General features: G+C 66.8%; 25 protein-coding genes. 12 read left to right on the top strand and 13 right to left on the bottom strand.

Annotated features, from left to right (window positions below; genetic code table 11):
* Positions 1-44: 44 nt before the first annotated feature.
* Complete coding sequence (locus E1832_RS14010) at positions 45-2,507, top strand: penicillin acylase family protein (protein WP_133360390.1); 2,463 nt, start codon at positions 45-47, stop codon at positions 2,505-2,507.
* A complete protein-coding gene (locus tag E1832_RS14005; protein ID WP_133360389.1) occupies positions 2,504-3,733 on the top strand; it encodes a cation:proton antiporter in 1,230 nt (409 codons plus the stop codon). Before E1832_RS14010 ends, E1832_RS14005 begins: the two co-directional genes overlap by 4 nt.
* On the opposite strand, the gene hflX is transcribed toward E1832_RS14005, so the two are convergent.
* The 4 genes from hflX to trkA form a co-directional block, all read right to left on the bottom strand.
* A complete protein-coding gene (gene hflX, locus E1832_RS14000; RefSeq protein WP_133360388.1) occupies positions 3,718-4,989 on the bottom strand; it encodes a GTPase HflX in 1,272 nt (423 codons plus the stop codon). The two genes, E1832_RS14005 and hflX, sit on opposite strands and share 16 nt — an antisense overlap.
* Positions 4,989-5,228 carry an RNA chaperone Hfq gene (gene hfq, locus E1832_RS13995; RefSeq protein WP_008204623.1) on the bottom strand — a complete coding sequence of 80 codons (240 nt, stop codon included), beginning with the start codon at positions 5,226-5,228 and terminating at the stop codon, positions 4,989-4,991. The genes hflX and hfq overlap by 1 nt, the downstream gene beginning before the upstream one ends.
* 132 nt (positions 5,229-5,360) lie before the next feature.
* Positions 5,361-6,896 carry a TrkH family potassium uptake protein gene (locus E1832_RS13990; RefSeq protein ID WP_133360387.1) on the bottom strand — a complete coding sequence of 512 codons (1,536 nt, stop codon included), beginning with the start codon at positions 6,894-6,896 and terminating at the stop codon, positions 5,361-5,363.
* Positions 6,897-6,898: 2 nt separating this feature from the next.
* Positions 6,899-8,275, bottom strand: coding sequence for a Trk system potassium transporter TrkA (gene trkA / locus E1832_RS13985; RefSeq protein ID WP_133360386.1), 1,377 nt, complete (start codon positions 8,273-8,275; stop codon positions 6,899-6,901).
* A 100-nt stretch (positions 8,276-8,375) separates the two neighbouring features.
* On the opposite strand from trkA, the gene E1832_RS13980 reads away from it, so the two are divergent.
* Complete coding sequence (locus E1832_RS13980) at positions 8,376-8,843, top strand: hypothetical protein (protein ID WP_133360385.1); 468 nt, start codon at positions 8,376-8,378, stop codon at positions 8,841-8,843.
* Positions 8,844-8,930: 87 nt separating this feature from the next.
* Here the strand turns inward: E1832_RS13980 and ntrX are convergent, their stop codons facing one another.
* The 5 genes from ntrX to dusB form a co-directional block, all read right to left on the bottom strand.
* Positions 8,931-10,334 (bottom strand): nitrogen assimilation response regulator NtrX, encoded by a 1,404-nt coding sequence (gene ntrX / locus E1832_RS13975; RefSeq protein ID WP_133360384.1) that lies wholly within the window; start codon positions 10,332-10,334, stop codon positions 8,931-8,933.
* Complete coding sequence (locus E1832_RS13970; protein ID WP_133360383.1) at positions 10,331-12,628, bottom strand: sensor histidine kinase NtrY-like; 2,298 nt, start codon at positions 12,626-12,628, stop codon at positions 10,331-10,333. Before E1832_RS13970 ends, ntrX begins: the two co-directional genes overlap by 4 nt.
* 110 nt (positions 12,629-12,738) lie before the next feature.
* Positions 12,739-14,109 (bottom strand): response regulator, encoded by a 1,371-nt coding sequence (locus E1832_RS13965; RefSeq protein WP_133360382.1) that lies wholly within the window; start codon positions 14,107-14,109, stop codon positions 12,739-12,741.
* Positions 14,109-15,188, bottom strand: a complete 1,080-nt coding sequence (locus tag E1832_RS13960) for a two-component system sensor histidine kinase NtrB (RefSeq protein WP_133360381.1) — start codon at positions 15,186-15,188, stop codon at positions 14,109-14,111. Before E1832_RS13960 ends, E1832_RS13965 begins: the two co-directional genes overlap by 1 nt.
* Positions 15,185-16,168 (bottom strand): tRNA dihydrouridine synthase DusB, encoded by a 984-nt coding sequence (dusB, locus tag E1832_RS13955; protein WP_133360380.1) that lies wholly within the window; start codon positions 16,166-16,168, stop codon positions 15,185-15,187. Before dusB ends, E1832_RS13960 begins: the two co-directional genes overlap by 4 nt.
* A gap of 223 nt (positions 16,169-16,391) precedes the next feature.
* On the opposite strand from dusB, the gene E1832_RS13950 reads away from it, so the two are divergent.
* The 4 genes from E1832_RS13950 (at position 16,392) to E1832_RS13935 (ending at position 19,831) form a co-directional block, all read left to right on the top strand.
* Positions 16,392-17,531 carry a bifunctional 2-C-methyl-D-erythritol 4-phosphate cytidylyltransferase/2-C-methyl-D-erythritol 2,4-cyclodiphosphate synthase gene (locus E1832_RS13950; protein ID WP_133360379.1) on the top strand — a complete coding sequence of 380 codons (1,140 nt, stop codon included), beginning with the start codon at positions 16,392-16,394 and terminating at the stop codon, positions 17,529-17,531.
* 3 nt (positions 17,532-17,534) lie between these two features.
* Positions 17,535-18,020 (top strand): phosphatidylglycerophosphatase A family protein, encoded by a 486-nt coding sequence (locus tag E1832_RS13945; protein ID WP_133360378.1) that lies wholly within the window; start codon positions 17,535-17,537, stop codon positions 18,018-18,020.
* A complete protein-coding gene (locus E1832_RS13940) occupies positions 18,017-18,484 on the top strand; it encodes a CinA family protein (protein ID WP_133360377.1) in 468 nt (155 codons plus the stop codon). The genes E1832_RS13945 and E1832_RS13940 overlap by 4 nt, the downstream gene beginning before the upstream one ends.
* Before the next feature lie 165 nt (positions 18,485-18,649).
* On the top strand, positions 18,650-19,831 hold the full coding sequence (locus E1832_RS13935) for an ammonium transporter (protein WP_133360376.1): 1,182 nt from the start codon (positions 18,650-18,652) through the stop codon (positions 19,829-19,831).
* A gap of 63 nt (positions 19,832-19,894) precedes the next feature.
* Here the strand turns inward: E1832_RS13935 and E1832_RS13930 are convergent, their stop codons facing one another.
* The gene (locus tag E1832_RS13930) at positions 19,895-20,341 is read right to left on the bottom strand and encodes a type II toxin-antitoxin system RatA family toxin (RefSeq protein WP_133360375.1); all 447 of its coding nucleotides are present in this window, start codon (positions 20,339-20,341) and stop codon (positions 19,895-19,897) included.
* A gap of 73 nt (positions 20,342-20,414) precedes the next feature.
* Between E1832_RS13930 and hpt the strand changes: the two genes are divergently transcribed.
* From hpt to E1832_RS13910, 4 genes are all read left to right on the top strand, one after another.
* A complete protein-coding gene (gene hpt / locus E1832_RS13925; protein ID WP_133360374.1) occupies positions 20,415-20,954 on the top strand; it encodes a hypoxanthine phosphoribosyltransferase in 540 nt (179 codons plus the stop codon).
* Positions 20,951-21,136 (top strand): hypothetical protein, encoded by a 186-nt coding sequence (locus E1832_RS13920; RefSeq protein ID WP_133360373.1) that lies wholly within the window; start codon positions 20,951-20,953, stop codon positions 21,134-21,136. Before hpt ends, E1832_RS13920 begins: the two co-directional genes overlap by 4 nt.
* Positions 21,137-21,242: 106 nt before the next feature.
* Positions 21,243-21,698 (top strand): c-type cytochrome, encoded by a 456-nt coding sequence (locus E1832_RS13915; RefSeq protein WP_133360372.1) that lies wholly within the window; start codon positions 21,243-21,245, stop codon positions 21,696-21,698.
* Positions 21,699-21,701: 3 nt separating this feature from the next.
* A complete protein-coding gene (locus E1832_RS13910) occupies positions 21,702-22,607 on the top strand; it encodes a c-type cytochrome (protein WP_133360371.1) in 906 nt (301 codons plus the stop codon).
* A gap of 61 nt (positions 22,608-22,668) precedes the next feature.
* On the opposite strand, the gene lipA is transcribed toward E1832_RS13910, so the two are convergent.
* Positions 22,669-23,619 (bottom strand): lipoyl synthase, encoded by a 951-nt coding sequence (gene lipA, locus E1832_RS13905; protein WP_133360370.1) that lies wholly within the window; start codon positions 23,617-23,619, stop codon positions 22,669-22,671.
* Positions 23,620-23,876: 257 nt separating this feature from the next.
* Between lipA and E1832_RS13900 the strand changes: the two genes are divergently transcribed.
* On the top strand, positions 23,877-24,425 hold the full coding sequence (locus E1832_RS13900; RefSeq protein ID WP_133360369.1) for a peroxiredoxin: 549 nt from the start codon (positions 23,877-23,879) through the stop codon (positions 24,423-24,425).
* On the opposite strand, the gene E1832_RS13895 is transcribed toward E1832_RS13900, so the two are convergent.
* Complete coding sequence (locus tag E1832_RS13895; RefSeq protein ID WP_133360368.1) at positions 24,389-25,396, bottom strand: hydrogen peroxide-inducible genes activator; 1,008 nt, start codon at positions 25,394-25,396, stop codon at positions 24,389-24,391. The genes E1832_RS13900 and E1832_RS13895 overlap by 37 nt on opposite strands.
* A 147-nt stretch (positions 25,397-25,543) precedes the next feature.
* Positions 25,544-25,797, bottom strand: a 254-nt coding sequence (locus E1832_RS13890) for a DUF6456 domain-containing protein (protein ID WP_245513991.1), incomplete at its 5' end; no start/stop codon positions are given.

Below are 25,797 nucleotides of genomic sequence, written 5' to 3'. Positions count from 1 at the left end.
CAACGGCCAGACCGGCCGGACCGGCGCAGGATGCGGGGGAACATATGGGACAAATCTTTCGTTGGCTGCTGCGCATCGCCGCCGGTCTTGTGGCTTTGGTGGTTCTGGCGATCGGGCTGGTCTATTTCCTGGCCAGCCAGTCGCTCCCCGACTATTCGCAGACACGGAAGGTTGCGGGGCTGACCGCCCCGGTCGAGATCATCCGCGACAACGCCAACGTCCCGCATATCTTCGGACAGGACGACCCGGACGTGTTCTTCGGGCTGGGCTATGCCCATGCGCAGGACCGTCTTTGGCAGATGACCACGATGCGCCGCACCGTTCAGGGGCGGCTGTCCGAGGTGTTCGGCACCCGCACCACGCGGTTCGACCGGCTGATGCGGCGGCTCGACCTCTATCGTCTGGCGCAGCAATCGCTCGAAGCTCAGGACGCCTATACCCGTGCCGCGCTCGACGCCTATGCCGCCGGCGTCAACGCCCGCCTGACCGAAATCAATGACGAGGCGCTGGGGCGCGGCGCCCCCGAGATGTTCCTGTTCAACGCTCCGGTCGCCCCCTGGCAGCCCGCAGACTCCGTCGCGCTGCTCAAGCTCATGGCGGTGCAACTCAGCGGGCATCTGGAGGAAGAGGTGCTGCGCGCGCGCACCGCGCTGATGCTGGACGACAACGAGCGGCTGCGCGACATCCTGCCCGATGCCCCGGGCACCGGCATCGCCGCGCTGCCCGAATATGCGCAGATGTTTCCGGACCTGCCCCGCTATGCCCAAGCCACGGCCATGCCCGATGATCCGTTGTCGCCCTTCCCCAGGCACGGGCTGGCGGGGGCCTCGAACGCCTGGGCGGCGGCACCGTCACGCTCGGCCTCGGGCGGCACGCTTCTGGCCAATGATCCGCATCTGGGCTTTTCGGCGCCCTCGACCTGGTATCTGGCCCGGATCGAGTTGCGGGACGGCGGCGTGATCGGCGCCACCATTCCGGGCATACCCGCCGTGCTTTCGGGGCGCAGCCGCAGGCTGGGCTGGGGGGTGACCTCGTCCTACCTCGATGATCAGGACGTGTTCATCGAAAAGGTCAATCCGCAGAACCCGGACGAATACCTCACCCCCGACGGCTACAAGTCGTTCGAGACCCGCCCCTCGATCATCCAGATCAAGGATGCCGCGCCGATCACCCTGACCCTGCGCTGGACCGAGAACGGCCCGGTCCTGCCCGGCAGCCATTACAATCTGGGAACCGTGACGCCGCCGGGCCATGTCGCCGCGCTCGGATGGACCGTGCTGACCGGCCAGGACACAACGATGACCGCCGCGATGGGGCTGATGCGCGCCGCCACCGTGCAGAAGGCGATCGCGGCCGGCGAAACCTATATCGCGCCGTCGCAGAACCTGATTCTGATCGACCGCGAGACCATTGCCTTCAAGACCGTGGGCGCGGCGCCCCGGCGCGACCCCCGGCAGCAGAGCGAGGGGCGGCTGCCGGTGCAGGGCTGGCGCACCGAGAACCGCTGGCAGGGCCGCCAGCCCTATGCCTCGAACCCCGAATTCGTCAGCCCGCGCGGCGGCATTCTCGGCAATACCAACAACAAGATCCTCGAACGCCCCTTTCCCAACCACATCTCATATGTCTGGGGCGATACCCAGCGCATCAACCGCTGGCAGCGGCTGATGCAGGCCCGCCAGGTCCATACCCGCGACAGCTTTATCGAGGCGCAGCTCGACACCGTCAGCTTTACCGCCCGCTCTCTGCTGCCGCTGATCGGCGCGGATCTGTGGTTCACCGGTCAGGCCGCGCCGGACGGCACGCCCGAGCGGCAGCGCCAGATCGCCCTTTCGCTGCTGGCCGAATGGAACGGCGAGATGAACGAACACCTGCCCGAGCCGCTGATCTATGCCGCCTGGCTGCGTGCCCTTCAAAAACGCCTGATCGAGGACGAACTCGGCCCGCTTGCGGAAGAGTACAAACACGTGGACCCGGTCTTTATCGAACGGGTCTACCGCGATATCGACGGCGCCGCGATCTGGTGCGACGTGCGTCAGAGCGCCCCGCGCGAGACCTGCACCGACATGGCGCGGCTGGCACTCGACGATGCGCTGGTCTGGATCGGCGAAAAATACGGCACCGCGCTGGAAAGCCTGCGCTGGGGCGACGCACATCAGGCCACCCACGACCATCCGGTTCTGGGCGAGGTGCCGCTGCTGCGCTATTTCGTCAATATCCGCCAGTCCACCAGCGGCGGCGACAACACGCTGCAGCGCGGCCGCACCTCGGGCGAGGATCCCGATCCGTTCCTCAACGTGCACGGGGCGGGCTATCGCGGCGTCTACGACCTGGCCGATCCCGACAGTTCGGTCTTCATCATCTCCACCGGCCAGTCGGGGCATTTCCTGTCGCGCCATTTCGACGATCTGGCCCAGCTCTGGCGGCGCGGAGAATATATCCCGATGTCGCTGGATGCCGATCTGGCGCGGGCCGCCTCGGTCGGGGTCACGCATCTGGTTCCGGAATGACCGAACCATTGGCCTCGCAGGTTCCGGTCGCGCTGATCACGCTGGGGGTGCTGTTCCTGCTGGGGCTGGCGGCCGATTCACTGGGCCACCGCACCCGTCTGCCGCGGGTGACGCTGCTGCTCGGATGCGGACTGCTGGCGGGCACCGCCGGGTTCGATCTGATGCCGGCGCTGCTGACCGAAATGTACCCGGTCATCTCGATCATCGCGCTGACCATGGTGGCCTTTCTTCTGGGCGGCGAGTTGTCGGTTAGAACCATGCGCGAGCATGGCAAGGCGATCGTCCTGATCTCGCTCTCCATCGTGCTGGTGACGCTGCCGCTGGTGGCTGCGGGGCTCTGGCTGGTCGGGGTGCCGCTGGCGGCGGCGCTGGTGATGGGGGCACTGGCGACCGCCACCGATCCGGCCGCGACCTACGATGTGATCCGCCAGACCGGGGTCGAGAATCGCTTTACCCACACGCTCAAGGGAATCGTCGCCATCGACGACGCCTGGGGTCTGATCGTGTTCAGCATGGTCATCGTTCTGGCCCGGACCTTCGATGGCGGCGAGCTTTCGTTCTGGGCGCTGCGTGTGTCGGTGGTCGAGGTTGTCGGCTCGCTGCTGCTGGGACTGGCCATCGGGGTGCCCGCCGCGCGGCTGACCGGGCGGTTGTCCAAGGGCGAGCCGCTGCGGATCGAGGCGCTGGGACTGGTCTTTGTCACCGCCGGCCTGTCGATCTGGCTGGAGTTGTCCTATCTCATCGCCGGCATGACGGCAGGCGCGGTCATCGTCAATCTGGCGCGCCACCATACCCGCGCCTTTCACGAGATCGAACACCTGCAATGGCCGTTCATGATCATCTTCTTCATTCTGGCCGGTGCCTCGCTCGAGGCCGACGCGCTGTGGATGATCGGCCCGGCCGGGCTGGTCTACGCGGCGTTTCGAATTGGCGGGCGCATATTGGGCGGCTGGATCGGCGGCACCCTCGCGGGTGAACCTTTGGCGGCGCGCAGATGGTATGGCCCCGCGCTGCTGCCGCAGGCCGGCGTCGCCATCGGCATGGCGCTGATCGCGGCGGACCTGCTGCCGCAGCATGGCGCCATGATCATGGCCATGGCGGTCGGCACCACCATCGTGTTCGAACTGATCGGCCCGCTGGCCGCGGCGGTGACCCTGGCCCGGGTCGCCCGGTCCCTGCCCCAGTCGCCGCCGGACGCGGAGTCCGGGGATCAGAGCCCCTCGTAACGCGCCTGTTGCAGCGCGGTCCAGATCACCGTGATGTCAAAGCCGTCCTCGGTCTGCGCCTCGTTCTGCACAACGTCCTGCTCGAACAGCCAGGCGCGCTTGCGCCCCTCCGAGAAGGCCAGGTGCAGCCGGGTTTCGTGCTGCACCTCCTGAAGCGTTGCGGCGATCGCGGCCAGCAGATCCGCCATCCCCTCGCCGGTCTGGGCGGACAGCGCCAGGACGGTGTCGCTGCGGCCCGCGCGGGCCTGCATCGCCTCGCGCTCGGCCGGCTCCAGCAGGTCGATCTTGTTCCAGACTTCCAGCCGCGGCCGCTCTTCGGTCACGCCAAGCGAGGTCAGGATCGTCTCGACATCCTTCGCCTGCTCCTCGGTGCTGGCATGGCTGATGTCGCGGACATGCACGATCAGATCGGCCGCAAGCACCTCCTCCAGCGTGGCGCGAAAGGCGGCGACCAGCTCGGTCGGCAGATCCGAGATGAACCCCACGGTGTCCGACAGGATGATCTCGGGCCCGTCGGGCAGCTCCACCCGCCGCATGGTCGGGTCGAGCGTGGCGAACAGCATGTCCTTGGCCATCACCTCGGCCCCGGTCAGCCGGTTGAACAGCGTCGATTTGCCGGCGTTGGTATAGCCCACCAGCGCCACGATCGGATAGGGCACCTTGGCGCGCGCCTTGCGGTGCAGCTCGCGCGTCTTGACCACCTTGTCGAGCTGGCGGCGCAACCGCACCAACTGGTCGTCGATGGCGCGGCGGTCGGCCTCGATCTGGGTCTCGCCGGGTCCGCCGACGAACCCGAGCCCGCCGCGCTGGCGTTCCAGGTGGGTCCAGGCGCGCACCAGCCGGGTGCGCTGATAGGACAGCGCGGCCATCTCGACCTGCAACACGCCCTCGCGCGTCCGCGCGCGATCACTGAAGATTTCAAGGATCAGCCCGGTACGGTCGAGGATCTTGACGCCCCAGTCCTTTTCCAGATTGCGCTGCTGCACCGGGCTCACCGGCCCGTCGATCAGCACAAGTCCGACATCATTGGCCTCGAACTTGGCGCCCAGTTCCTCGATCTTGCCCGATCCGAACAGATGGCCGGGCTGCGCCCGCGGCAGCCGCACGACATCGGCGCCCACCACATCGAGGCCCGGCAGGGCAGCCGCCAGCGCGACGGCCTCCTCCAGCGCCGGTGCGGGGTCGCGGCGGTCAAAGTCGGATTTTATGTCCGGATGAAGCACCCAGGCGCGGGTGTCTTCCTTGTCGTGATCCATCAAGAAGCGTCTTCGCCCTCATAAAGGCTGATCGGTTGCGCCGGCATGATGGTCGAAATCGCATGTTTGTAGACAAGTTGCGATTGACCGTCGCGGCGCAGCAATACGCAGAAATTATCAAACCAAGTGATGACGCCCTGCAATTTGACGCCGTTGATCAGAAAAATCGTGACCGGAACCTTGGTTTTTCTGACGTGGTTCAGGAACGCGTCCTGCAGGTTCTGTCTGTCCGAAGCCATTTTAAAAAATCTCGCCTTTGTTCTTGCCACGCGCTGCGGACCAACGCGCCCTTCCTGCTTGAGTATGGAGTGCGGTTCGGGGAGTTTCCAGCCGAAATCGTACTCCGGGGCGCGCGGTTTTCACCGATGTTTTCAATTCCGCCACAAATCAGGGGTGATCAGCGCAATGATCGCCAAGGTTTCCAGCCGCCCCAATACCATTGTTGCACAGAGCACACCCTTGGCCCAGCCGCCCAGTTCGGCCAGCCGGATCGGCGTATCGGCGGCCACGTCGATCAGCGGGCCGGTGGTGGACAGCGCCGCGATGCTCAGAACGATGGCCTGATCGAAGCTCAGCCCCAGGGCGGACAGAATCACGCAGACCAGCGTGAGCGTCAGGGCGAACATCATGAAGAAGACCCAGGCGATGAAGGCGCCGTTCTTCTGGATCCGGCGGTTGTTCCGCCCCGCCCCGCTGACCGAACTGGGGTGGACCAGCCGCTCCATCTCGCGCAGGCCGTTGAGATAGAGCGCATAGACCCGCAGCAGCTTGACCCCGCCCGCCGTCGTCGCCACGCCGCCGCCGATCATCGCCAGCCCCAGCAGGATCAGCCCCGGCGTGGTCAGCCCCGACCATTGCCCGGCCTCGTCCCAATAGACGCTTTGGAACCCGGTGGTGGTCAGAAAGGAGGTCACCGTGAACAGCGCGCCCCAGAGCGCCTGGAACGCAAGCAGGGGATCGGCATCGCTGCTCACCTCCAGCGCGGCCAGCCAGTGCCGCAGGAACAGCAGCAGCGGAATGCCCAGAATCAGCAGCAGCCCGGTCTTGAACTCGGGATCCGACATCAGACTGGCCCGGCGGACCGTGGCGGTGTCCGATGAAAAGGTCAGCCGCGACAGGGCGAAAAACATGAACAGAAACAGGATCGCCTCGCTGGCGATCCCGCCCTGGGCGCCAGCCATCCCGCCGACCGGAGAAATCCCCGAGGTCGCCATCACCGACATCGCATGGCAAAGCCCGGTCAGCCCGGATTCCCCGGCGATCAGCAGCACGACCCAGGCGATCATGGTCAACCCGGCATAGACCGGTGTCAGCGCGGCTGTGATCCGCAGCAACCGGCGGCGGGGATCGACGCCGGCGGATTTGTCCGGCTGCGGCGCGGCGCGCCCGGGCTGGCCGCGCGCGGTGATCTCGAAACCGCCCAGCGACAGCGGCGCCAGGATGGCCGAGGCCGCGATCCACATCACCAGCCCGCCCATCCAGCCCACCTGCGCCCGCCACAGATGCAACGCGCCATCCAGCCGCGACGGGTCGTCGAACAGGTTGGCCCCGGTGGTGGTCAGCGCGCTGACCATGTCGAAATAGGCGTTCAGATAGCTGGTGGTCTGCAGCGCCTCATAGAATGGCAGCGCCAGAAAGACGGGCAGCGCCGCGAATGTGGTCAGCAGCGTCAGCAGCTGTCCCAGGCTGCCATGGCGCGACCGGCGGTCGCCACCAAGCGCCAGCGCGATCAGCGTCACCCCCACCAACCCCAGTAGTCCGGCGAAAAAGAACGACTGCGCCACCGGATGGTTCTTGCGGATCTCGGCATGGATCGCCGGCAGCCACATCGACAGCGACGCGACGCCCCAGATCATCAGGGACAACGGCAGCCGCATCAACAGGCCGGGTTTTCTGCGCTCTGCCATGATCAGAAGAAGTCGATCGAGACCTGCAACAGCCGCTCGACCTCGGGAACATCGGCGGCCATGGCAAAGATCGCCACCACGTCGCCCTCTTCGATCCGCAGCGCGCCGGAGGGGCGCAGCACCTCGTCGCCCTTGCGCACCGCGCCGACCAGAACGCCCTCGGGGAAATCTATGTCGCGCAGCCGCTGACCGGCCAGCGGCGAGGTCGACAGCACCTCGGCCTCGATCACCTCGGCCTCGGCGTCGCCGATCGAATAGACCTGGCGCACCCGGCCATGGCGGATATGGCGCAGGATCGAGCTGACCGTGGTGGCGCGCGGGTTGATATAGGCGTCGATGCCCAGCGGCTCCATCAGCGGCACCAGCGTGGGATCGTTGATCAGCGCGATGGCCAGCGGGCAGCCCTCGGCCTTGGCGCGCACCGCCGAGAGCAGGTTGGTCTTGTCGTCGTCGGTGACCGCCAGCATGGCATCGGCGCGTTCGATCCCGGCCTCCTTCAGCAGCGCCGCGTCAAGCCCGTCGCCATTGAGAACGATGGTCCGCTCCAGCGCCTCGGCGGCGCGTTCGGCCTGGGCCCGGTTGCGTTCGATCACTTTGGCGCGGGTCCGCGTCTTGCGGTTTTCCAGCGCGCGGGCCACTTCGAGCCCGACATTCCCACCGCCGACGATGACGACGCGGTCCTGGGTCTTTTGCGTCTTGCCGAAAACCTCCATGGTCCGGTTCACGTCGTCGGCATGGGCGAAGACATAGCAGTTGTCGCCGATGAACAGCTGATCGTCCGGTTCCGGGGCGAACAGGCTGCCGTCGCGCCGGATCCCCACCACGATGGCGCGCAGGGTCGAGAACAGGTCGGTCAGCTGGCGCAGCGGCGTGTTCACGATCGGGCAGGTCTCCTCGATCGTTACGCCAAGCAGCTGCGCCTTTCCGCCCATGAAGGTTTCGGTGTCAAAGGCCGCCGGCGCCGAGAGCCGCTGCATCGCCGCCGCGGCGACCTCGCGCTCGGGGCTGATCACCACGTCGATGGGCAGGTGGTCGCGGCGGTAGAGGTCCGAGTAGATCGCCGTGAGATAGGATTGCGCCCTGAGCCGCGCGATCTTGCGCTGGATCCCAAAGACCGAATGCGCCACCTGGCAGGTGACCATGTTGACCTCGTCCGAATAGGTGGCCGCGATCAGCATGTCGGCATCCTTGGCGCCGGCCCTCTCCAGCACGTCGGGATAGCTGGCAAAGCCGGCGATCCCCTGCACATCCAGCGAGTCGGTGGCCCGGCGCACCAGATCGGGGTTGTTGTCCACGACGGTGACGTCGTTGTGCTCGCTGGACAAATGGCGGGCGATCTGCCAGCCGACCTGTCCTGCGCCGCAAATGATGACCTTCATCGCCTTTTGCTTCCCTGTCGCCAGAGGTTTTTGAATGACAGATGCCCCCGGACCGGTCAATTCAATTGTACCGCCGCCGCCCCTGCGGCATTCTGAAGCCATGAGACGTTGTGTTCTTCTGCTTGGTCTGGGTCTGGTGCTGTCGGCCTGCGCGCCGATGGAGCTGTATTACCGGCCCGGCGTGTCGGTGGCGCGGATGCAGGCCGATACCACCCGCTGCGAGGTGCGCGCGCTGCGCGAGGCGCCGGCGGCGCCGCAGCTACGGCAATATCCGCCGCGCTTCGTGCCCGGCAGGCGGCTGTGCAACGCCCAGGGGGATTGCTGGGTGCGGCCGGGTCACTGGGTCGAGGGGCCGGTCTATACCGTCGATGTGAACGCAGGCTTGCGGGGCCGTGTCATGGCGCTGTGCATGGCCGAAAAGGGCTATGATCCGGTCAGCCTGCCGGTCTGCCCGGCCGAGGTGCGCCAGACCGTTCCGCCGGGGGCGACGACGGTCCTGCCGAGGCTGACGCAGGATGCCTGCGTGATCCGCAACCAGGACGGAACCTGGCAGATCGTGACACGGTAGCGGCCCGCCGCATCGCCCCCGCATCGACCTGGCCCCACGGCACAGGGGGGCGATCGCCGGAGCGGTCCCGTCGCCGGGGCCGGCGCCCTATTCCGCCGTCTCGTCGACCCGCGCCACCCGGGCGCCGGCCTTGGTCGCGGTCACCACGCCGAGCGATTTGAGTTTGCGGTGCAGCGCGCTGCGTTCCATCCCCACAAAGCTGGCGGTGCGGCTGATATTGCCGCCGAACCGGTTGATCTGGGTCAGCAGATATTCCCGCTCGAAGGCCTCGCGCGCCTCGCGCAGGGGCAGGGTCGCCAGCGCGCCGGACAGCACCACCCGGCCGTCGTCGCCGGTCTTCTCCTCGTCGCCGGGCAGTTCGCGCGCCTCGATCGGGCCGGTCCCCTCGCCCAGGATCAGCACCCGTTCGATCAGGTTCTTGAGTTGGCGGACATTGCCGGGCCAGACCATGGTCTGCATCAGCGCCACCGCCTCTTCGGTCAGCTCGCGCCGCGGCAATCCCTGGCTGGCATGGCAGGTGTCGATGAAATACTCGGCCAGCACCGGGATGTCCTCGCGCCGCTCCTCAAGCGAGGGCACCCCGATCGGAACCACGTTCAGACGGTGAAACAGCTCTTGCCGGAACCGGCCGTCGGCGATTTCCTGCGCCAGATCCCGGTTGGTGCTGGAAATCACCCGCAGATCGACGCGCACCTTGTCGGCGCCGCCGACGCGCTGGAACTGCTGATCGACCAGCACGCGCAGGATCTTGGATTGCGTGCCCGGCGGCATGTCGGCCACCTCGTCGAAGAAGATCACACCGCCGTGCGCCTCTTCCAGCAGGCCGGGCTCGACCCCCCGCTCGGGCGTTTCGCGGCCGAACAGCACCTCTTCCATCCGGTCCGGCGCGATCGAGGCGCAGTTGACGCTGACAAAGGGGGCGTCGGCGCGGTGGGAATTGGCGTGGATATAGCGCGCCGCGACCTCCTTGCCGGCGCCCGCCGGCCCGCTCAGCATAACCCGCCCGTTCGACTTGGTTACCTTGTCGAGCTGGCTTTGCAGCGCGCGGAAGGCCGCGCTCTGACCGATCATCTCGGCATTGGTCACCTCGCGCCGCTTCAGCGTGCTGTTCTCGCGGCGCAGGCGCGACGCCTCCATCGCGCGGCGGATCACCACCATCAGCTGATCGATGTTGAACGGCTTTTCGATGAAATCATAAGCGCCCTGCTTGATCGCCGCGACCGCGATCTCGATATTGCCGTGCCCGGAGATGATCACCACCGGCACGTCCGGGTTGTCGCGCTTGACCGCCTTGAGAATGTCGATGCCGTCCATCCGGCTGTCCTTGAGCCAGATGTCCAGGATCAGCAGCGCCGGCGCCTCGGAATTGATCGCCGCCATGCATTCGTCGGAGTTGGCGGCCTTGCGGGTGACGAACCCCTCATCCTCGAGAATGTCCGAAATCAGTTCCCGGATGTCGCGTTCATCGTCAACAATCAGAATATCACTCATGTCAGACCTGCTATGAAATTGCTCTTTTTCCTCTGTGGCGGGCGATTTTTTTGCGCGGCGCCTGCAGCCGCGGGCGTGGCAGCCGGCAGGCGGATCACCGCCATGGCACCGACATGCGCCTGCCCCTCGAAAACCGGGGCATCCTGCAAGCTCAGGCTGCCGCCATGTTCCTCGATGATCTTCTTGACGATGGGCAGACCCAGCCCGGTGCCCTCGTCGCGGGTTGTCACATAGGGCTCGAACAGCCGCGCCCGATCCTCGGGCAGCCCGATGCCATTGTCGGCGATGGTGATTTCACAGCCGTCATCGGTTTCGCTCAGCCGTACGCGGATCTCGGGCTTGAATCCCTCGGGCGCGCCGCGCTGGCGCAGGGTTTCGATCGCCTCGCCGGCGTTCTTGATCAGGTTGGTCAACGCCTGAGACAGCATGGTTGCGTCGACCTCGGCCATCACCGGGCCGTCTGGCATATCCGAGATCAGCGTCACCTCCGGCTGTCCGGTCCGTTGCAGCAGCACCGCGTCGGAGACCAGTTTCACCAGATCCTCGCTGCGCCGCTCGGGCTCGGGCATCCGTGCGAACTTGGAGAACTCGTTGACGATGCGGTGCAGGTCATTGGTCTGGCGCACGATCACATCGGTCATCGATTCCAGCGCGTCGCTGTCCTCTTCGCCCAGCCGCGGGGCGAACTTGCGCTTGATCCTCTCGGCGCTGAGCTTGATCGGGGTCAGCGGGTTCTTGATCTCATGGGCGATGCGGCGCGCCACGTCACCCCAGGCGGCCATCCGCTGGGCGCTGACCAGATCGGTGACATCGTCGAAGGCCACCACATAGCCCTCCAGCCCGCCATCCTCGCTGGTCCGTGTCGCCATGCGCACCAGCAAGAGCTCCAGCCCGCCCTGGCGCGCCACCTTGACCTCGCCCTGCGCGACGCCGCTGGGCGATACCTTCACTGCCTCGAAGAGCGGGCCGAACTCCGGCACCGCCACCTCCAGCGCCAGCGCGGTTTCCTCGCCCGACCAGTCGAGCAGCCGCTCGGCCGAGCGGTTGACGAAGGTGACCCGTCCCTTGGGATCGAGCCCGACCACGCCCGAGGTGACCGAGGACAGCACCGAATCGAACAGCCGCCGCCGCGCCTCGATCTGGCGGGTGTTGTCGAGCAGCGCCTTGCGCTGCCCCTTGAGCTGTTTGGTCATCTGGTTGAAATAACGGCTCAGCATGGCGATCTCGTCGTCGCCGTCTTCCTCGACCACCTGCACGTCCAGATCGCCGGTCCCGACCCGCTGCGCCGCGGTGGTCAGCCGGCCCACCGGGCGCGACAACCGCTCGGCGAACCACAGGCCCAGCCAGACCGCCGCCAGGATCAGGATCACCGCGAAACCGACATAGAGCAGCCCGAATTCGAACAGCACCCGGCCCCGCTCGCTCTCGAGCTGCTGATAGAGGACGACGGTTTCCTTGGTGTCGTCCAGCAGATTAAGGATCTCGCCGTCCACCGCGCGGCTGACATAGAGGAACCGGTCAACAAAGGCATTGAGCCGCACCAGCGCGCGAAACTCGTTATTGTCCCAATCCTGGATGATCATCATCCCGGTCTCGCCCGCCTCGGCGATCTGCGCCTCGGTCGGGCGCTCGAAATCGAACAGGTAAGAGCGTTCGCCGCGCGCCCGGATCTCTCCGGTTCCGTCGATCACATAGGCCTCGCGCAGACCGCGCTGAATCTGGCTCTGGCCCTGGGCCAGCATCTGCCGCAGTTCGGCGTCGTTGAGGAAGAAGACCACCTTGCGGCTGTTGTCGAGAAAGCGCGCCAGCGCGCGGGCGTCCTCGGCCAGATCCTCGCGGTGTTCGTTCTCATAGGCCTCGGCGGCGGCAAGCGAGCTTCCCACCACCTGGCGGACCCGGTCCGAAAACCACCCCTCGAGCCCGATGTTCACCGTCAGCCCGGCAAAGATCGCCACGATCACGGTCGGTCCCAGCGCCAGAAAGGTGAACACCCCGATCAGCCGCAGGTGCAGGCGGGATCCCGCCGATTTGGCCCGCCGCGCCGCGATCAGACGACCGAGCTGGGCCAGCACCAGCGCCGCCACGGTCAGGACATAGACCAGATCGGCCAGCAGGATGAATCGCAGCCCGGGCGCCGAGGCCCCCAGATCGAACGGTCCCAGCACCATGAAGGTGGCAAAGGCCAGCGCCGGCCCCAGCAGAACCAGGCCCAGCGTGCCAATATTGCGCGCGCGCCGGGTCCGGCGCCACCTGTTCACGGCCGGAAACAGCCCGTATTGTGACCGGCTTGTCACCTGCCGCCCTCATCACTGTGTGCCGCTTTCGCAGCCAACCGCCAAATCTCGTGGTCTATCGCGGCACCAGATCAGGACTGACGCCGCACTGCCACGGTTCTGTGACGTATTTACATCAATTTGCGGCGGCGTGTCACCTGAATATCGAGGTCGGTGATTTTCTTACGCAGGGTATTCCGGTTGATCCCCAGCAATTCGGCGCATTTTGCCTGATTTCCGCCGCTGGCCTCCAGCGCGATCTCGATCAGCGGCATCTCGACCTCGCGCAGGATGCGGGCATAGAGGCCCGGCGGCGGCAGCATGTCGCCGTGCAGGTCGAAATAGCGCCGCAGGTGGCGCGCCACCGAGGCACTCAGCTTTTCCGAGCCGCCGCCATCCAGCACCGGCTCCATCTCCGGCTGGCGGCCCAGTACCGCCTCCACCTCGGAGCGGGTGATTTCCTCGGCGCGGCCGGTCAGCACCAGCCGCCGCACCGCGTTCTCAAGCTGACGCACGTTGCCGGGCCAGGAATAGGCCCGCACCAGCGCCTCGGCCTCTTCGCTCAACTCGCGCTTGGCCCCGCCCTCGCGTTCGGCCCGGGCCAGGAAATGCTCGGCCAGGAGGGGTATGTCATCGACCCGTTCGCGCAGGGCCGGAACATGCAGGTTGGTGCCGCTGAGGCGATAATAGAGGTCATGGCGCAGGCGCCCCTCCTCCATCGCGGCGGTGGCATTGCCCTGACTGGTGGCCATGAAACGCGGCACGTGATCGCCCGGCGCATCCATCATGCGCACGATGCGGGCCTGCACCTCGTCCTCCAGATCGCCGATCTCGTCGATCAGCAGCGTCCCGCCCTTGACCCGGGCCAGCACCCGCGCCGGCCCCTCGAGATCCTGCAGATCCGCGCCCGACACGGTGATGAAGGGCAGTGTGCGCCGGTCCGAGAAATCGTGAATCGCGTGGGCGATCAGCGATTTGCCGGTGCCGCTCTCGCCGGTGATCAGCACCGGCAGATCGGTGTTCATCACCCGCGCCACCAGCCGATAGAGCGCCTGCATCGCCGGGGTGCGCCCGACCAGTGGCAATTCGTCCGGACGCTCGGCCTCTTCCTCTCCCGCGGTGCGCGCCGGCGCGCGACGCTTCAGCTCCAGCGCGCGGGCGGTGCGTTTCATCAGATCGGGCAGGTCGAAGGGCTTGGGCAGATAATCATAGGCCTCGGCCTCGGCCGCCTGGATCGCGGTCATGATCGTGTTCTGCGCCGAGATCACGATCACCGGCAGGCCGGGCCGGTCCTGGGCGATCTTGGGCAGCATTTCCAGCCCGTTGCCATCGGGCATGACGACGTCGGAAATCACCACGTCGCCCTTGCCCTCGCCGACCCAGCGCATCAGCGTGGTCAGCGAACTGGTCGCATGAACCTTGCACCCCGCGCGCGTCAGCGCCTGGGTCAGGACCGTTCGGATCGTGCGGTCGTCATCTGCGACCAGAACCGTGCCATCCATCAGCCGTTCTCCTTACTTTCATGGGTCCGCGGAACCCGCGGCAGCGACAGGCGAAATACCGTGCGGCCGGGCACCGAGGTGACCGAAATCCACCCGCCGTGGTCCGACACGATCTTGCTGACCAATGCCAGTCCAAGGCCGGTCCCGTTCTCGCGCCCGGACACGAAGGGATCAAAGATGTCGTCCCGGATCGCGTCGGGCAGGCCCGGACCGTCGTCGATGATCTCGACCTGAAGCGGCAGCGACTGGCCCGACCCGTCGCTGCGCCGCAGCCGGAAGGAATGCTCGAAATAGGTATGCAGCCGGATGGTTCCGCCCCTGGGCGAGGCCTCCGAGGCGTTCTTGAGCAGGTTCAGGATCACCTGCAACAACTGGTCCGGGTCGCCCCAGGCCAGTGGCAGCGAGGGGTCGTAATCCTCGATGATCTTCATATGCGCGCCGAATCCCAGCAGCGCCGAGCGGCGGGCGCGGTCCAGAACGTCGTGGATATTGACCGGCTTCATGTCCGGCGGGCTGAGATTGCCGAATTGTTCGACCTGCTCCAGCAGCTTCACGATCCGGCGGCTTTCGGCCACGATCAGGTCGGTCAGCTCAAGATCCTCGGGCCGCAGGTTCATGCTCAGAAGCTGCGCCGCGCCGGTGATCCCGGCCAGCGGGTTCTTGATCTCATGCGCCAGCATCTCCGCCATGCCGATGGCCGATTGCGCCGCCGATTTCACCGAGTGGCTCTGGGTCATGCGGCCGGCCAGCTCGCGCGGCGAGATCATCATGATCATCTGCCCCGGATGGCCCGACAACGGCGCGATCTGCAACGCGCATTGCAGCGGCGCGCGGCTGCCGGTGCCGACATCGATGTCGTTGACGAACAGCGGCGTGCCATTCTCGCGGGCCCGGGCAAAGGCATCCTCGATCGGCGCGTCGATCGCGATCATGTCCCAGACCGGCGCGCCGGTGACCGATCTGCTGGAGGCGTTGAGAAACCCCTCGGCGGCGGCGTTGACGTCAAGGATCGTGTCGTTCTCGTCGATCAGGATGGCCGGCACGGGCAGCGAGGCCCAGAGGGTATGGTCCGACGTCATGCCGCAGCCCGCCCCTGATTGTCGCCCTGCTCCGCCGCCAGCGCCTCGGGCAGCAGGTCGAGCACGGACTGCGGGGCGCGCGCGGTCAGCACCGCGCGGCGCAGAGCGGGACCGGTCCCGGCGGTGTCCATGTACCAGCCCAAATGCTTGCGCGCCACGCGCAGGCCCAGATCGCGCCCGTAGAACCCCAGCATCGCCTCGTAATGACCGGCGACCATATCGGCCAGCGCCCCGCCCCGTGGCACCTCGGGCGCCGCCGCGCCCCAGATCTCATGCGAGATCTGCGCCAGCAGCCAGGGTTTGCCCTGGGCGCCGCGGCCCACCATCACCCCGTCGGCGCCCGACTGGGCCAGCGCCCGCCGCGCATCGCCTGGGCTGCGAATGTCGCCGTTGGCCAGCACCGGGATGCCAACCGCCTGTTTCACCTCGGCGATCGCCGCCCAGTCGGCCTGACCCCTGTAGAACTGGCAACGGGTGCGGCCATGAATGGTGATCATGGCGACGCCCGCGTCTTGCGCCCGGCGCGCAAGCTCCGGCGCGTTGCGCAGATCGTCGTCCCAGCCCAGCCGGGTCTTGAGGGTCACGGGAACATCCACGGCCCCCACCACCGCCTCGATCAGGCGCAGCGCGTGATCGGGATCCTTCATCAGCGCCGAGCCGCTGGCCCCCGCCCCGCTGGCGCTGGTCACCTTCTTGGCCGGGCAGCCCATATTGATGTCGATCTGCGCCGCGCCGCGGCCTGCGACCTGGCGGGCCGCCTCGGCCATCCAATGCGCCTCGCGCCCGGCCAGCTGGACGGCGGTGTTCGCCACACCCATGCCCAGTTCGGCCCGTTCGCGCACGCCGGGCTTGGCCTGGACCATCTCCTGACTGGCGACCATTTCGCTGACCACCAGCCCGGCGCCAAAGCGCATGACCAGATCGCGGAACGGCCGGTCGGTGATTCCGGCCATCGGGGCCAGGGCAACCGGGGGTGTCATCGTCAGTGTCTTTTGATGAACGCTCAAATGCCCAATCCTTGTGCAGATACCGCAGATCTAGGGAATTCCGCCCGGACTCACAATCTATCCGCCGTCCTGAAAGCCCAACAAACCACCACTTGCCTAATAATTAATCACACACCCCCAGGGAATTGCCTCGCCCGGCATCACCGCATAAACAGGGCGGCGGCGCCCCGCGGGCGGCGGATTTCGGAGCGGTCTGATGGACACAGCGGTCTTACTTGTCGCCGCCGGACGCGGTCAACGGGCCGGCGGCGGCCTGCCCAAGCAGTGGCGACCCCTCGCCGGGCGGCGCGTGGCGGACTGGACGCTCGACGCCTTCCGCGCCGCTCCGGGAATCGGCCCCATCGTTCTGGTACTCGCCCCCGGGGACACCGCTGCCTGGGACGAGTTCGGCGCCGACCCCCGCCTGACCCTGACCAAAGGCGGCGCCGACCGCGCGGCCTCGGTGCGAAACGGGCTGGCGGCACTGGAGGGCACCAGCGCGGAGCGTGTGCTGATCCACGACATCGCCCGGCCCTGCGTCTCGCAGGCGCTGATCGCCGTGGTGATCGCCGCGCTGGACGAGGCCCCAGCCGCCGCGCCCGGGCTGGCCGTCACCGACGCGCTCTGGACCGGGGCGGAGGGCGCGGTGACCGGCACCCGCGACCGCGAGGGGCTGTTCGCCGCACAGACGCCGCAGGGGTTCCAACTGGAGGCGATCCGCGCCGCCCATGCCGCCCACCCGGGCGGCGCGGCGGACGATGTGGAGGTCGCCCGGGCCGCCGGCCTGCGGGTTGCCATCGTGCCGGGCGAGGCGGACAATCTGAAAATCACCCGGCCGGAGGATTTCGCGCGGGCCGAACGCATATTGAGGCAGGACATGGATGTAAGACTGGGCAACGGATACGACGTGCACCGGTTCGGGCCGGGCGATCACGTGATGCTCTGCGGGGTGAGGGTGCATCATGATCGCGGGCTTCAGGGCCATTCGGATGCCGATGTGGGCATGCACGCGATCACCGATGCGATCTATGGGGCGCTGGCGCAGGGCGACATCGGCCGCCACTTCCCCCCCTCGGATCCGCAGTGGAAGGGCGCCGACAGCGCCATTTTCCTGCGTCATGCCGGAGATCTGGCGCGGCAGATGGGCTTTCAGATCTCCAATATCGACTGCACGCTGGTGTGCGAGCTGCCCAAGATCGGGCCGTACGCCCTTGCAATGGCCGACCGTCTTGCTCAGATCCTCGGAATCGGGGCGGCCCGCATCTCGGTCAAGGCCACCACGTCGGAGCGGCTGGGCTTCACCGGCCGGGGCGAGGGGATCGCGGCGATCGCCACCGCCGCGCTGATCGGAGGATAACCCATGCTGCGTGCAATCAATACCTTTGGGTTCGTCGGCCTGATGCGCCCGGCGCCGGGCACCTGGGGCTCTCTCGGCGCGGTTCTGCTGGGCTGGGCCATCGAGCATTGGCTGGGGTTCCTGCCGCTTGTCGCCGCCTTCGTCGCAGTGACCGCGCTGGGGTTCTATACCGTCGGCGCCGCGCTGAAGGACCGCCCGGGCGAAGACCCCTCGGAAATCGTGATCGACGAGGTCGCCGGACAGTGGCTGGCGCTGCTGTTCCCCGCCATGGGGTTCTGGATGCGTGATGTGCCGATGGTCTGGCCGGGCGCGGTCGCGGCCTTTGTCCTGTTCCGGCTGTTCGACATCTGGAAACCCTGGCTGGTGGGCCGCGCCGACCGGCGCCACGATGCTGCCGGGGTGATGCTGGACGATCTCTGGGCGGGACTCTTTGCCGGGGTCTGCACGGTGATCCTGGCCGGGCTCTATCACGGGGTGATGATGCGATGAACGTTGCCGCGCTGCTCGATGCCGCCCGCGCGAGGGGGCTGACGATCGCCACCGCCGAAAGCTGTACCGGCGGGATGGTGGCGGCGGCGCTGACCGATGTTCCCGGCTCGTCCGACGTGGTGGACCGGGGGTTCGTGACCTATTCCAACGCCGCCAAGCGCGACATGCTGGGGGTGCGGGAGGAAACGCTCGCCGCCCATGGGGCCGTCTCGGAACAGGTGGCGCGCGAGATGGCCGAGGGGGCGCTGGCGCGCTCCGCCGGCGATCTGGCCGTCTCGATCACCGGCATCGCCGGTCCCGGCGGATCCGAGCACAAGCCGGAGGGGCGGGTCTGTTTCGGGCTGGCCGGAACCGGGCGCGCCACCCATGTCGAAACGGTCGAATTTGGCGCGCTGGGGCGGGACCGGGTGCGCGCGGCAGCGCGGGATCACGCGCTGTCGCTGCTGATGGGTGCTGTTTCTTAAACCGCCCTGTTTTTGATCTTTCGGCGCGATTTTACGCCAATGTTTCGTGCGTTATTGCAAAAGCGTACAATTTACGCGCCCAAACCCCCGTCTGCCTCTTTTTCCCGCGCCCCCGATCCGCTTGGTCGCCGCTTAACGATCACTCGCGAGGGGGAGGGACGGCTGATGAACGGAGCCGATACAGCATGGATCATCGTGGCAACCGCCCTGGTCCTGTTCATGACATTGCCGGGGCTGGCGCTGTTTTATGGTGGGCTGGTGCGGGCGCGAAACGTGCTGAGCGTCTTCATGCATTGCTATGCGATCGCCTGTTTGATGAGCGTTTTGTGGCTGATCGCGGGCTATTCCATCGCCTTTGGCGGCGCCCCGTCCGGTGTCTGGGGCGGGCTGGGGAAAGCCTTTCTCGCCGGCATCACCGCCGAGAGCCTCGCCGGCACCCTGCCCGAGGTTCTGTTCTTTGCCTTTCAGATGACCTTCGCGATCATCACCCCGGCGCTGATCGTCGGCGCCTATGTGGAACGGATCGGCTTTGGTTTCGTGCTGCTGTTCTCCGGGCTTTGGATGCTGCTGTGCTATGCGCCGGTGGTCCACTGGATCTGGGGCGGCGGGATGCTTGCCGATGGCGGCCTCTTTGGTGAGATCGGTGTGAGGGATTTCGCCGGCGGCATCGTGGTGCATGAGACCGCCGGGCTTGCCGCGCTGATCATCGCCGTGTTTCTCGGCCCGCGCCGCAACCGGCACACCCCGCCGCATAACCCTGGCTTTGTCATGATCGGGGCCGCGATGCTCTGGGTCGGATGGTTCGGGTTCAACGGCGGCTCGCAACTGGCCGCCGACGGCGGCGCCGCGATGGCGCTGACCGTGACGCATATCTCGGCCGCCACCGCCTCGCTCTCCTGGGCGCTGTGGGAGCGGATCAAGTTCGGCAAGGCATCGCTCGTCGGCACCGTCACCGGCACCATTGCCGGGCTGGCCTCGATCACTCCTGCCAGCGGATTCGTCGGCCCAATCGAGGCGCTGATCATCGGCGCGATCGCTGGCGTGCTGTGCCAGGAGGTGGTCGTCCTGATCCGCGAGAGGCTGCGGATCGACGACACGCTGGACGTCTTTGCCGTGCACGGGGTCGGCGGTATTTTCGGCACGGTGATGATCGCGGTCTTCGGCGCCGGAAGCTGGGCGGCGCAACTGGGCGGGCTGGCCATCGTCGGGGTGTTCACCGCCGTGGTGACCGTGGCGCTGATCAAGCTGGTGTCCCTGATCACCCCGCTGCGGGTGGACGCCGAGACCGAGACAGACGGGCTGGACCTCTCGGTGCACGGCGAGCGGGCCTATGAGATGATGTCTTAGGCCCGGTCACGCCGACGAACTGGGAAACGGGCCGACAGGCCCGTTTCCCAGTTGCAGGTGCGATCAGCCGTACAGCGCTTTCGCCCGCATCTCGAAGGCGCGCACGATCCGCTGCATCGCCTCGTTGAACACCACGCCGATCAGTTTTTGCAGAACCGCGCTCTTGAATTCGAAATCCACGAAGAACGAGATCTCGCACCCCTCGCCGTTGTCCGCGAACCGCCATTGAGACCTCATGTAGCGGAACGGGCCGTCGAGATACTCGGTGTCGATCCGCCCCTCATCGGGCCAGAGAGTCACCCTGCTGCCGAAGCGTTCGCGGAACACCTTGAAGGAGATCACCAGATCGGCCTCCATCACCTCCCCGCCGTCGGCGATGGGTGTGCGCGAGCGGATGCGCGCCGCCGCGGTCCAGGGCAGGAATTCGGGGTAGCGGGCCACATCGGCGACCAGATCGTACATTTCACGGGCCGAATATGGCAGGTGGCGGGTTTCGGAGTGGGTCGGCATCCTGACGCGGTGTTTCCTGGGTGACAGTGGCGCCCCATGTCCTATGCTTGGCCGCGAAGTTCAAGGGGGACCCATGACAGAGCGTCCATATGTCATCGACGAAATGATCACGGCCAAGTCGATCGCGGCCCGGATCGAGGCGTTGAGCCGCGAGATCGCGGCGGAATTCGACGACACCGACAAGCTGGTGGTGGTGGGGCTGCTGCGCGGCTCTTTCGTGTTCATCGCCGATCTGGTGCGCGAGCTGGACCTGCCCATCGAGGTGGATTTCATCGAGGCCTCCTCTTACGGCGACGCGATGGAAAGCAGCCGCGAGGTGCGCATCCTGAAGGATCTGCGCTCGGCCATCGAGGGGCGCGACGTGCTGGTGGTCGAGGACATCGTCGACACCGGGTTCACGCTGAGCCATGTGATCAAGCTGCTGCAAAGCCGCAAGCCGGCGCGGCTGAAGACCATCGCGCTGCTGGACAAGCCGTCACGCCGCGAGGTCGAGATCGCCGCCGACTGGATCGGGTTCGAAATCCCGGATGAGTTCGTCGTCGGTTATGGCGTGGATTTCGCCCAGAGGAACCGCAACCTGCCCTATATCGGCAAGGTGCGGTTCACGCCGTGAATTTCTTCTGGCTGCTGCGGATGCGGCGCTGGGTGCAGCACCCGCCGTCGACGCAGCGGGTGATCCTGGTGCTGGCGGTGATCGCGATCTGTCTGGCGCTGTTCGCCGTCGAGCGCTGGATCGGCTGGCCCGAGGCGCTGAGCGTACAGCCGACCGGACCGCGGGTCAGGCCGGTTTATTGATCGCGGCGCGGATCACGTGGATGTGAAATCTCTTTGCATCGGTTTGTTGCACAGTCGTTGCACGATAGAGTGACCCAATACCGGTTCGCCAACAGTGAGGATTATCATGAAAAAACAGGTTTTCGCCATTGCCGCCGCCGCCGCCGTGATTGCCACGGCCGCCGTTGCGCAGGATTATTCCGCCAACCTCAAGGCCCGGCAGGGCCAGTTCCGGATCATGGCGCTGAATGTCGGCATTCTGGGCGGCATGGCGCAGGGCAAGATCGCCTATGATGCCGAGGCCGCGCAGCGGGCCGCCGATACGCTGGTGGCGGTGTCGCATATCGATCCCGGCCCGCTCTGGCCCGAGGGCTCCGACAACATGAGCATCGACGGCACCCGCGCGATGCCCTCGATCTGGGATGATCACGACGATTTCCTGACCAAATGGGGCGGATTCGGCACCGCGGCGGCCGGGATGCAGCAGGTCGCAGCCACCGGGCAAGAGGCGCTGGGGCCGGCGATGGGCAAGCTGGGCGGCGCCTGCAAGGCCTGCCACGACACCCACCGCGCCCCCGAGTAAGCGATGCGCGCCTTTCGCTGGCTGATCCTTGCCGCCGTGCTGGCCGCGGCGGCGGGGTGGTGGATCACGCGGGCGCGTCCCCTGCCCGCCGATGCGCTGGCCAGTCTTGCGGGCGAGGCGGCGCGGGGCGAGACGGTGTTTCTGGCCGCCGGCTGCGCCTCCTGCCACGCGGCACCGAAGGCGACAGAGGGGGCAGAAGGGGCAGAGGACAAGCCGATCCTCTCGGGCGGGCAGCAGTTCGCCTCGGATTTCGGAACCTTCGTCGCACCTAATATCTCGCCCGACCCGGTCCATGGGATCGGCGGCTGGACAGTGGCGCAATTTGCCACCGCCCTGAAACGCGGCGTGTCGCCCGAGGGGCGGCATTACTATCCGGCGTTTCCCTATACCGCCTATGTACGGATGCGCGATCAGGACATCGCCGATCTCTGGGCCTTCTGGCAGACCCTGCCGGCCAGCGATGCACCCAGCCAGCCGCATGAGGTCGGGTTTCCGTTTTCGATCCGCCGCGCCGTCGGTGTCTGGAAACTGCTTTATCTCAGGGATGACTGGGTGATGGGTGGCGATGCCGATCCGCAGCTGGAGCGCGGGCGCTATCTGGTCGAGGCGCTGGCCCATTGCGGCGAATGCCACACGCCGCGCGGCCCGCTGGGCGGGCTCGACACCGCACGCTGGCTGGCCGGGGCGCCAAACCCCTCGGGCAAGGGGACGATCCCGTCGCTGACCCCGGACAGGCTGACCTGGGACGCGGGCGAGATCGCCTATTACCTGGAGACCGGATTTACCCCCGATTACGACAGCGCCGGCGGGCATATGGCCGCCGTGGTCGGGAATTTCGGCAAGCTGACCAGCGCGGATCGCGCGGCGGTGGCCGCCTATGTCAAGGCCCTGCCGAGGCCGGCGGAATAGCCCGGCCGTCAGGCCAGGCAACCGTCAACCGCAGGCCCTCAACCGCAGGCCCGGATAGACCTCACAGCTGCGCCAGCTTCGCCTCGCGCGCCGCCCTCAGCCGGGCGAAATCGTCGCCGGCGTGATACGAGGACCGCGTCAGCGGGGTGGCCGAGACCATCAGGAACCCCTTGCCGAAGGCGGCCTTTTCATAGGCGGCGAATTCCTCGGGCGTGACGAAGCGGTCAACGCGGTGATGCTTGGGCGTCGGTTGCAGGTATTGCCCGATGGTCAGGAAATCCACATCCGCCGCGCGCATGTCGTCCATCACCTGCCGCACCTGCGGCGCCTCCTCGCCCAGTCCGACCATGATGCCGGACTTGGTGAAGATCGAGGGATCAAGCTCTTTCACCCGCTGAAGCAACCGCAGCGAGTGGAAATAGCGCGCGCCGGGGCGCACCTCGGGATAGAGCCCCGGCACGGTTTCCAGATTGTGATTGAAGACGTCCGGCTTCGCAGCGACCACCACCTCGAGCACCTCGGGGGCGCATTTGAGGAAATCGGGCGTCAGGATCTCGATCGTGGTCGCGGGGCTGCGGTGGCGGACGGCGCGGATGGTCTGGGCGAAATGCTCGGCCCCGCCATCCGCCAGGTCGTCACGGTCGACGCTGGTGATCACAACGTGGTTCAGCCCCAGCTTTTCGACCGCATGGGCGACGCGGCCCGGCTCGAACGCGTCCAGCGTTTCGGGCCGGCCGGTGGCGATGTTGCAGAAGGTGCAACCGCGGGTGCAGATATCGCCCATGATCATCATGGTGGCGTGGCCCTGGTTCCAGCATTCGCCCACGTTGGGACAGCCGGCCTCTTCACAGACCGTGACCAGCCCGTTCTCGCGCATGATCTTGTGGGTGTCCGCATAGCCCTTGCCGCCCGGCGCCTTGACCCGGATCCAGGCCGGTTTCTTGGGCTGGGCGTTGTCGGGGCGGTGCGCCTTTTCGGGATGGCGCTGTTCGGGGATCTTGAGATCACGCATTTGGATCGGCCTTGGTCATGTCGCGTTGCACTTTGCTTAGCATAACGGCGCGCCCGGGAAACCGCCAGACGCGCATAGCCGCCATGATTCCGGTTTGCTGCGCGCGCGAAAATCAGGCGGAGATGGTCGCGGGGTGATCACATCATGCGTCTGAATTGCCTGATGAAACCGATATTGCAGGTGCAGCAATTCGCCGGTTGATGACAGATTGGAATCGTTTTAATTCGCCCCTGAACCAGATCAGACAGGAGAGCGACATGAAATCCGGAATGAAACTGCCCAGCGTCACCTTTCACACCCGCGTACGCGACGAATCCGTCGGCGGCCCGAACCCGTTCCGCTGGGAAGACAAGACCACCGAGGATTATTTCGCCGGCAAGCGGGTGATCCTGTTCTCGCTGCCCGGTGCCTTTACGCCCACCTGCTCGACCTACCAGCTGCCCGGGTTCGAGAAGGGCTATGGCGAGTTCCAGGATCTGGGCATCGACGAAATCTATTGCATGTCGGTCAATGACAGCTTTGTCATGAACAAATGGGCCGAGGCGCAGGAGCTGAAGAACGTCAAGGTGATCCCCGACGGTTCGGGCGAATTCACCCGCCGCATGGGCATGCTGGTGCGCAAGGACAACCTGGGCTTTGGGCTGCGGTCCTGGCGCTATGCCGCCGTGATCAACGACGGCATGATCGAAGCCTGGTTCGAAGAGCCGGGTCTGTCGGACAACCACCCCGAAGATCCTTACGGCGTCTCCTCGCCGGAAACGGTCAAGACTTACCTGACCGAGACATCGAAAGAGGCCGCCGCCTGATCACCGGGATCGGCTGCGCCATCATCGGGCCCGCCCTGCGCGGGCCCGTTTTCGTTTCGATAGGACGCCACGATCCCCTCGCCGACGCCGCGAATCATCCCGGCCAGGCGATCGAACCAATCCTCGGCCGGGGTGCTGTCGCGCCGCACCAGCCCGATCTGCCGGGCCGGTTCCGGCGCCGGGAACCGGCGCAGTGCCAGATCCGGGTCCGCCGCCTGCTCGGCCGCGGCGGCCAGTTCCGGCATCAGGGTCAGGCCGAATCCCGCCCCCACCAGCCGTGACAGTGTCGCCAGCGACGAGGCGCCCATGTTGATATTGCCGCTGTTGCGGTCCATGCCGCAGACCTCCAGCGCCTGATCGGTCAGGCAATGGCCATCCTCAAGCAGCAGCAGTTGCGAGGGTTGCAGATCGGTCGGGCGCAGCACCTGACCCGCCGCGTCCATCCGCGCCAGCCGCGAGCGTGACCCGGCCAGCAAGAAGCGATCCTCGAACAGCGGGCGCTCGACCACGCCGCGCATGCCGGTCGGCAGTGCAAGGATGACCGTATCCAGCTCGCCGGCCTGGAGCGCGGCCAGCAACCGCTCGGTCCGGGCCTCGCGCACCTGCACGGTCAGGGACAGATCGCCCGCCCGCAGCGCCGCCAGCACCCCGGGCAGCAGATAGGGCGCCAGCGTCGGGATCACCCCCAGCGACAGCGACCGCCCGCCGCTGTGATCGCGCGCCAGCCGGTCCAGCCGCCCGGCCGCCGAGAGCACCTCGTCCGCCCGGGCCAGCACCTGCCGGCCCAGTCCGGTCAGCACCACATCGCGGGCGCGCCGTTCGACCAGCGGGGCACCCATCGCCGCCTCCAGCGCCTTGATCTGCACCGATAGCGCGGGCTGCGAGACATTGCAGACCTCGGCCGCGCGGCCGAAGTTGCGGTGCTGGGTCAGGGCCTTGAAATAGGTGAGCTGGCGCAGGGTGAAATTCATAGGAAAGACTTATCATGCGGGCGCCGCCTGACAACCCGCCCCTATGCCGGACAAAGTGTCACTGCCCCCGGTTCGCGCCGGGCCCGCCCCCCGCGCCCGAGGCGCGCGCGGATCATTGACGCGGCGGCGACAAGACCGCCCGCACAGTCATCCGATCAGCGCATCGCCGGCAACCTGATCGTAATGCGCCCTGAGCCGTTGCAGGGCGATGCGCAGCACGATCTTGCCCGAGCGCGCCGACCATCCCAGCCGCTTTTCGGCCTGCTCCAACCCCTCCATGTAGCAGCAGCAGCGCAGCGCCACGTCGCTCAGCCCCGGGCCGAGGTCGGCCAGCGCGCGGGCGACGCGGTCGCGCGCGGCGCCCGGCCCGTGCGGCGGGACCGGGTCGCCGCCGCCGCCCT

Origin of the sequence: Antarcticimicrobium luteum, from assembly GCF_004358185.1 — a bacterium.
In the GTDB taxonomy this organism is placed as follows: Bacteria; Pseudomonadota; Alphaproteobacteria; order Rhodobacterales; family Rhodobacteraceae; genus Antarcticimicrobium; species Antarcticimicrobium luteum.
Note: the sequence above shows the minus strand (reverse complement) of the source record. Positions and strands in the feature narration are given on the sequence as shown.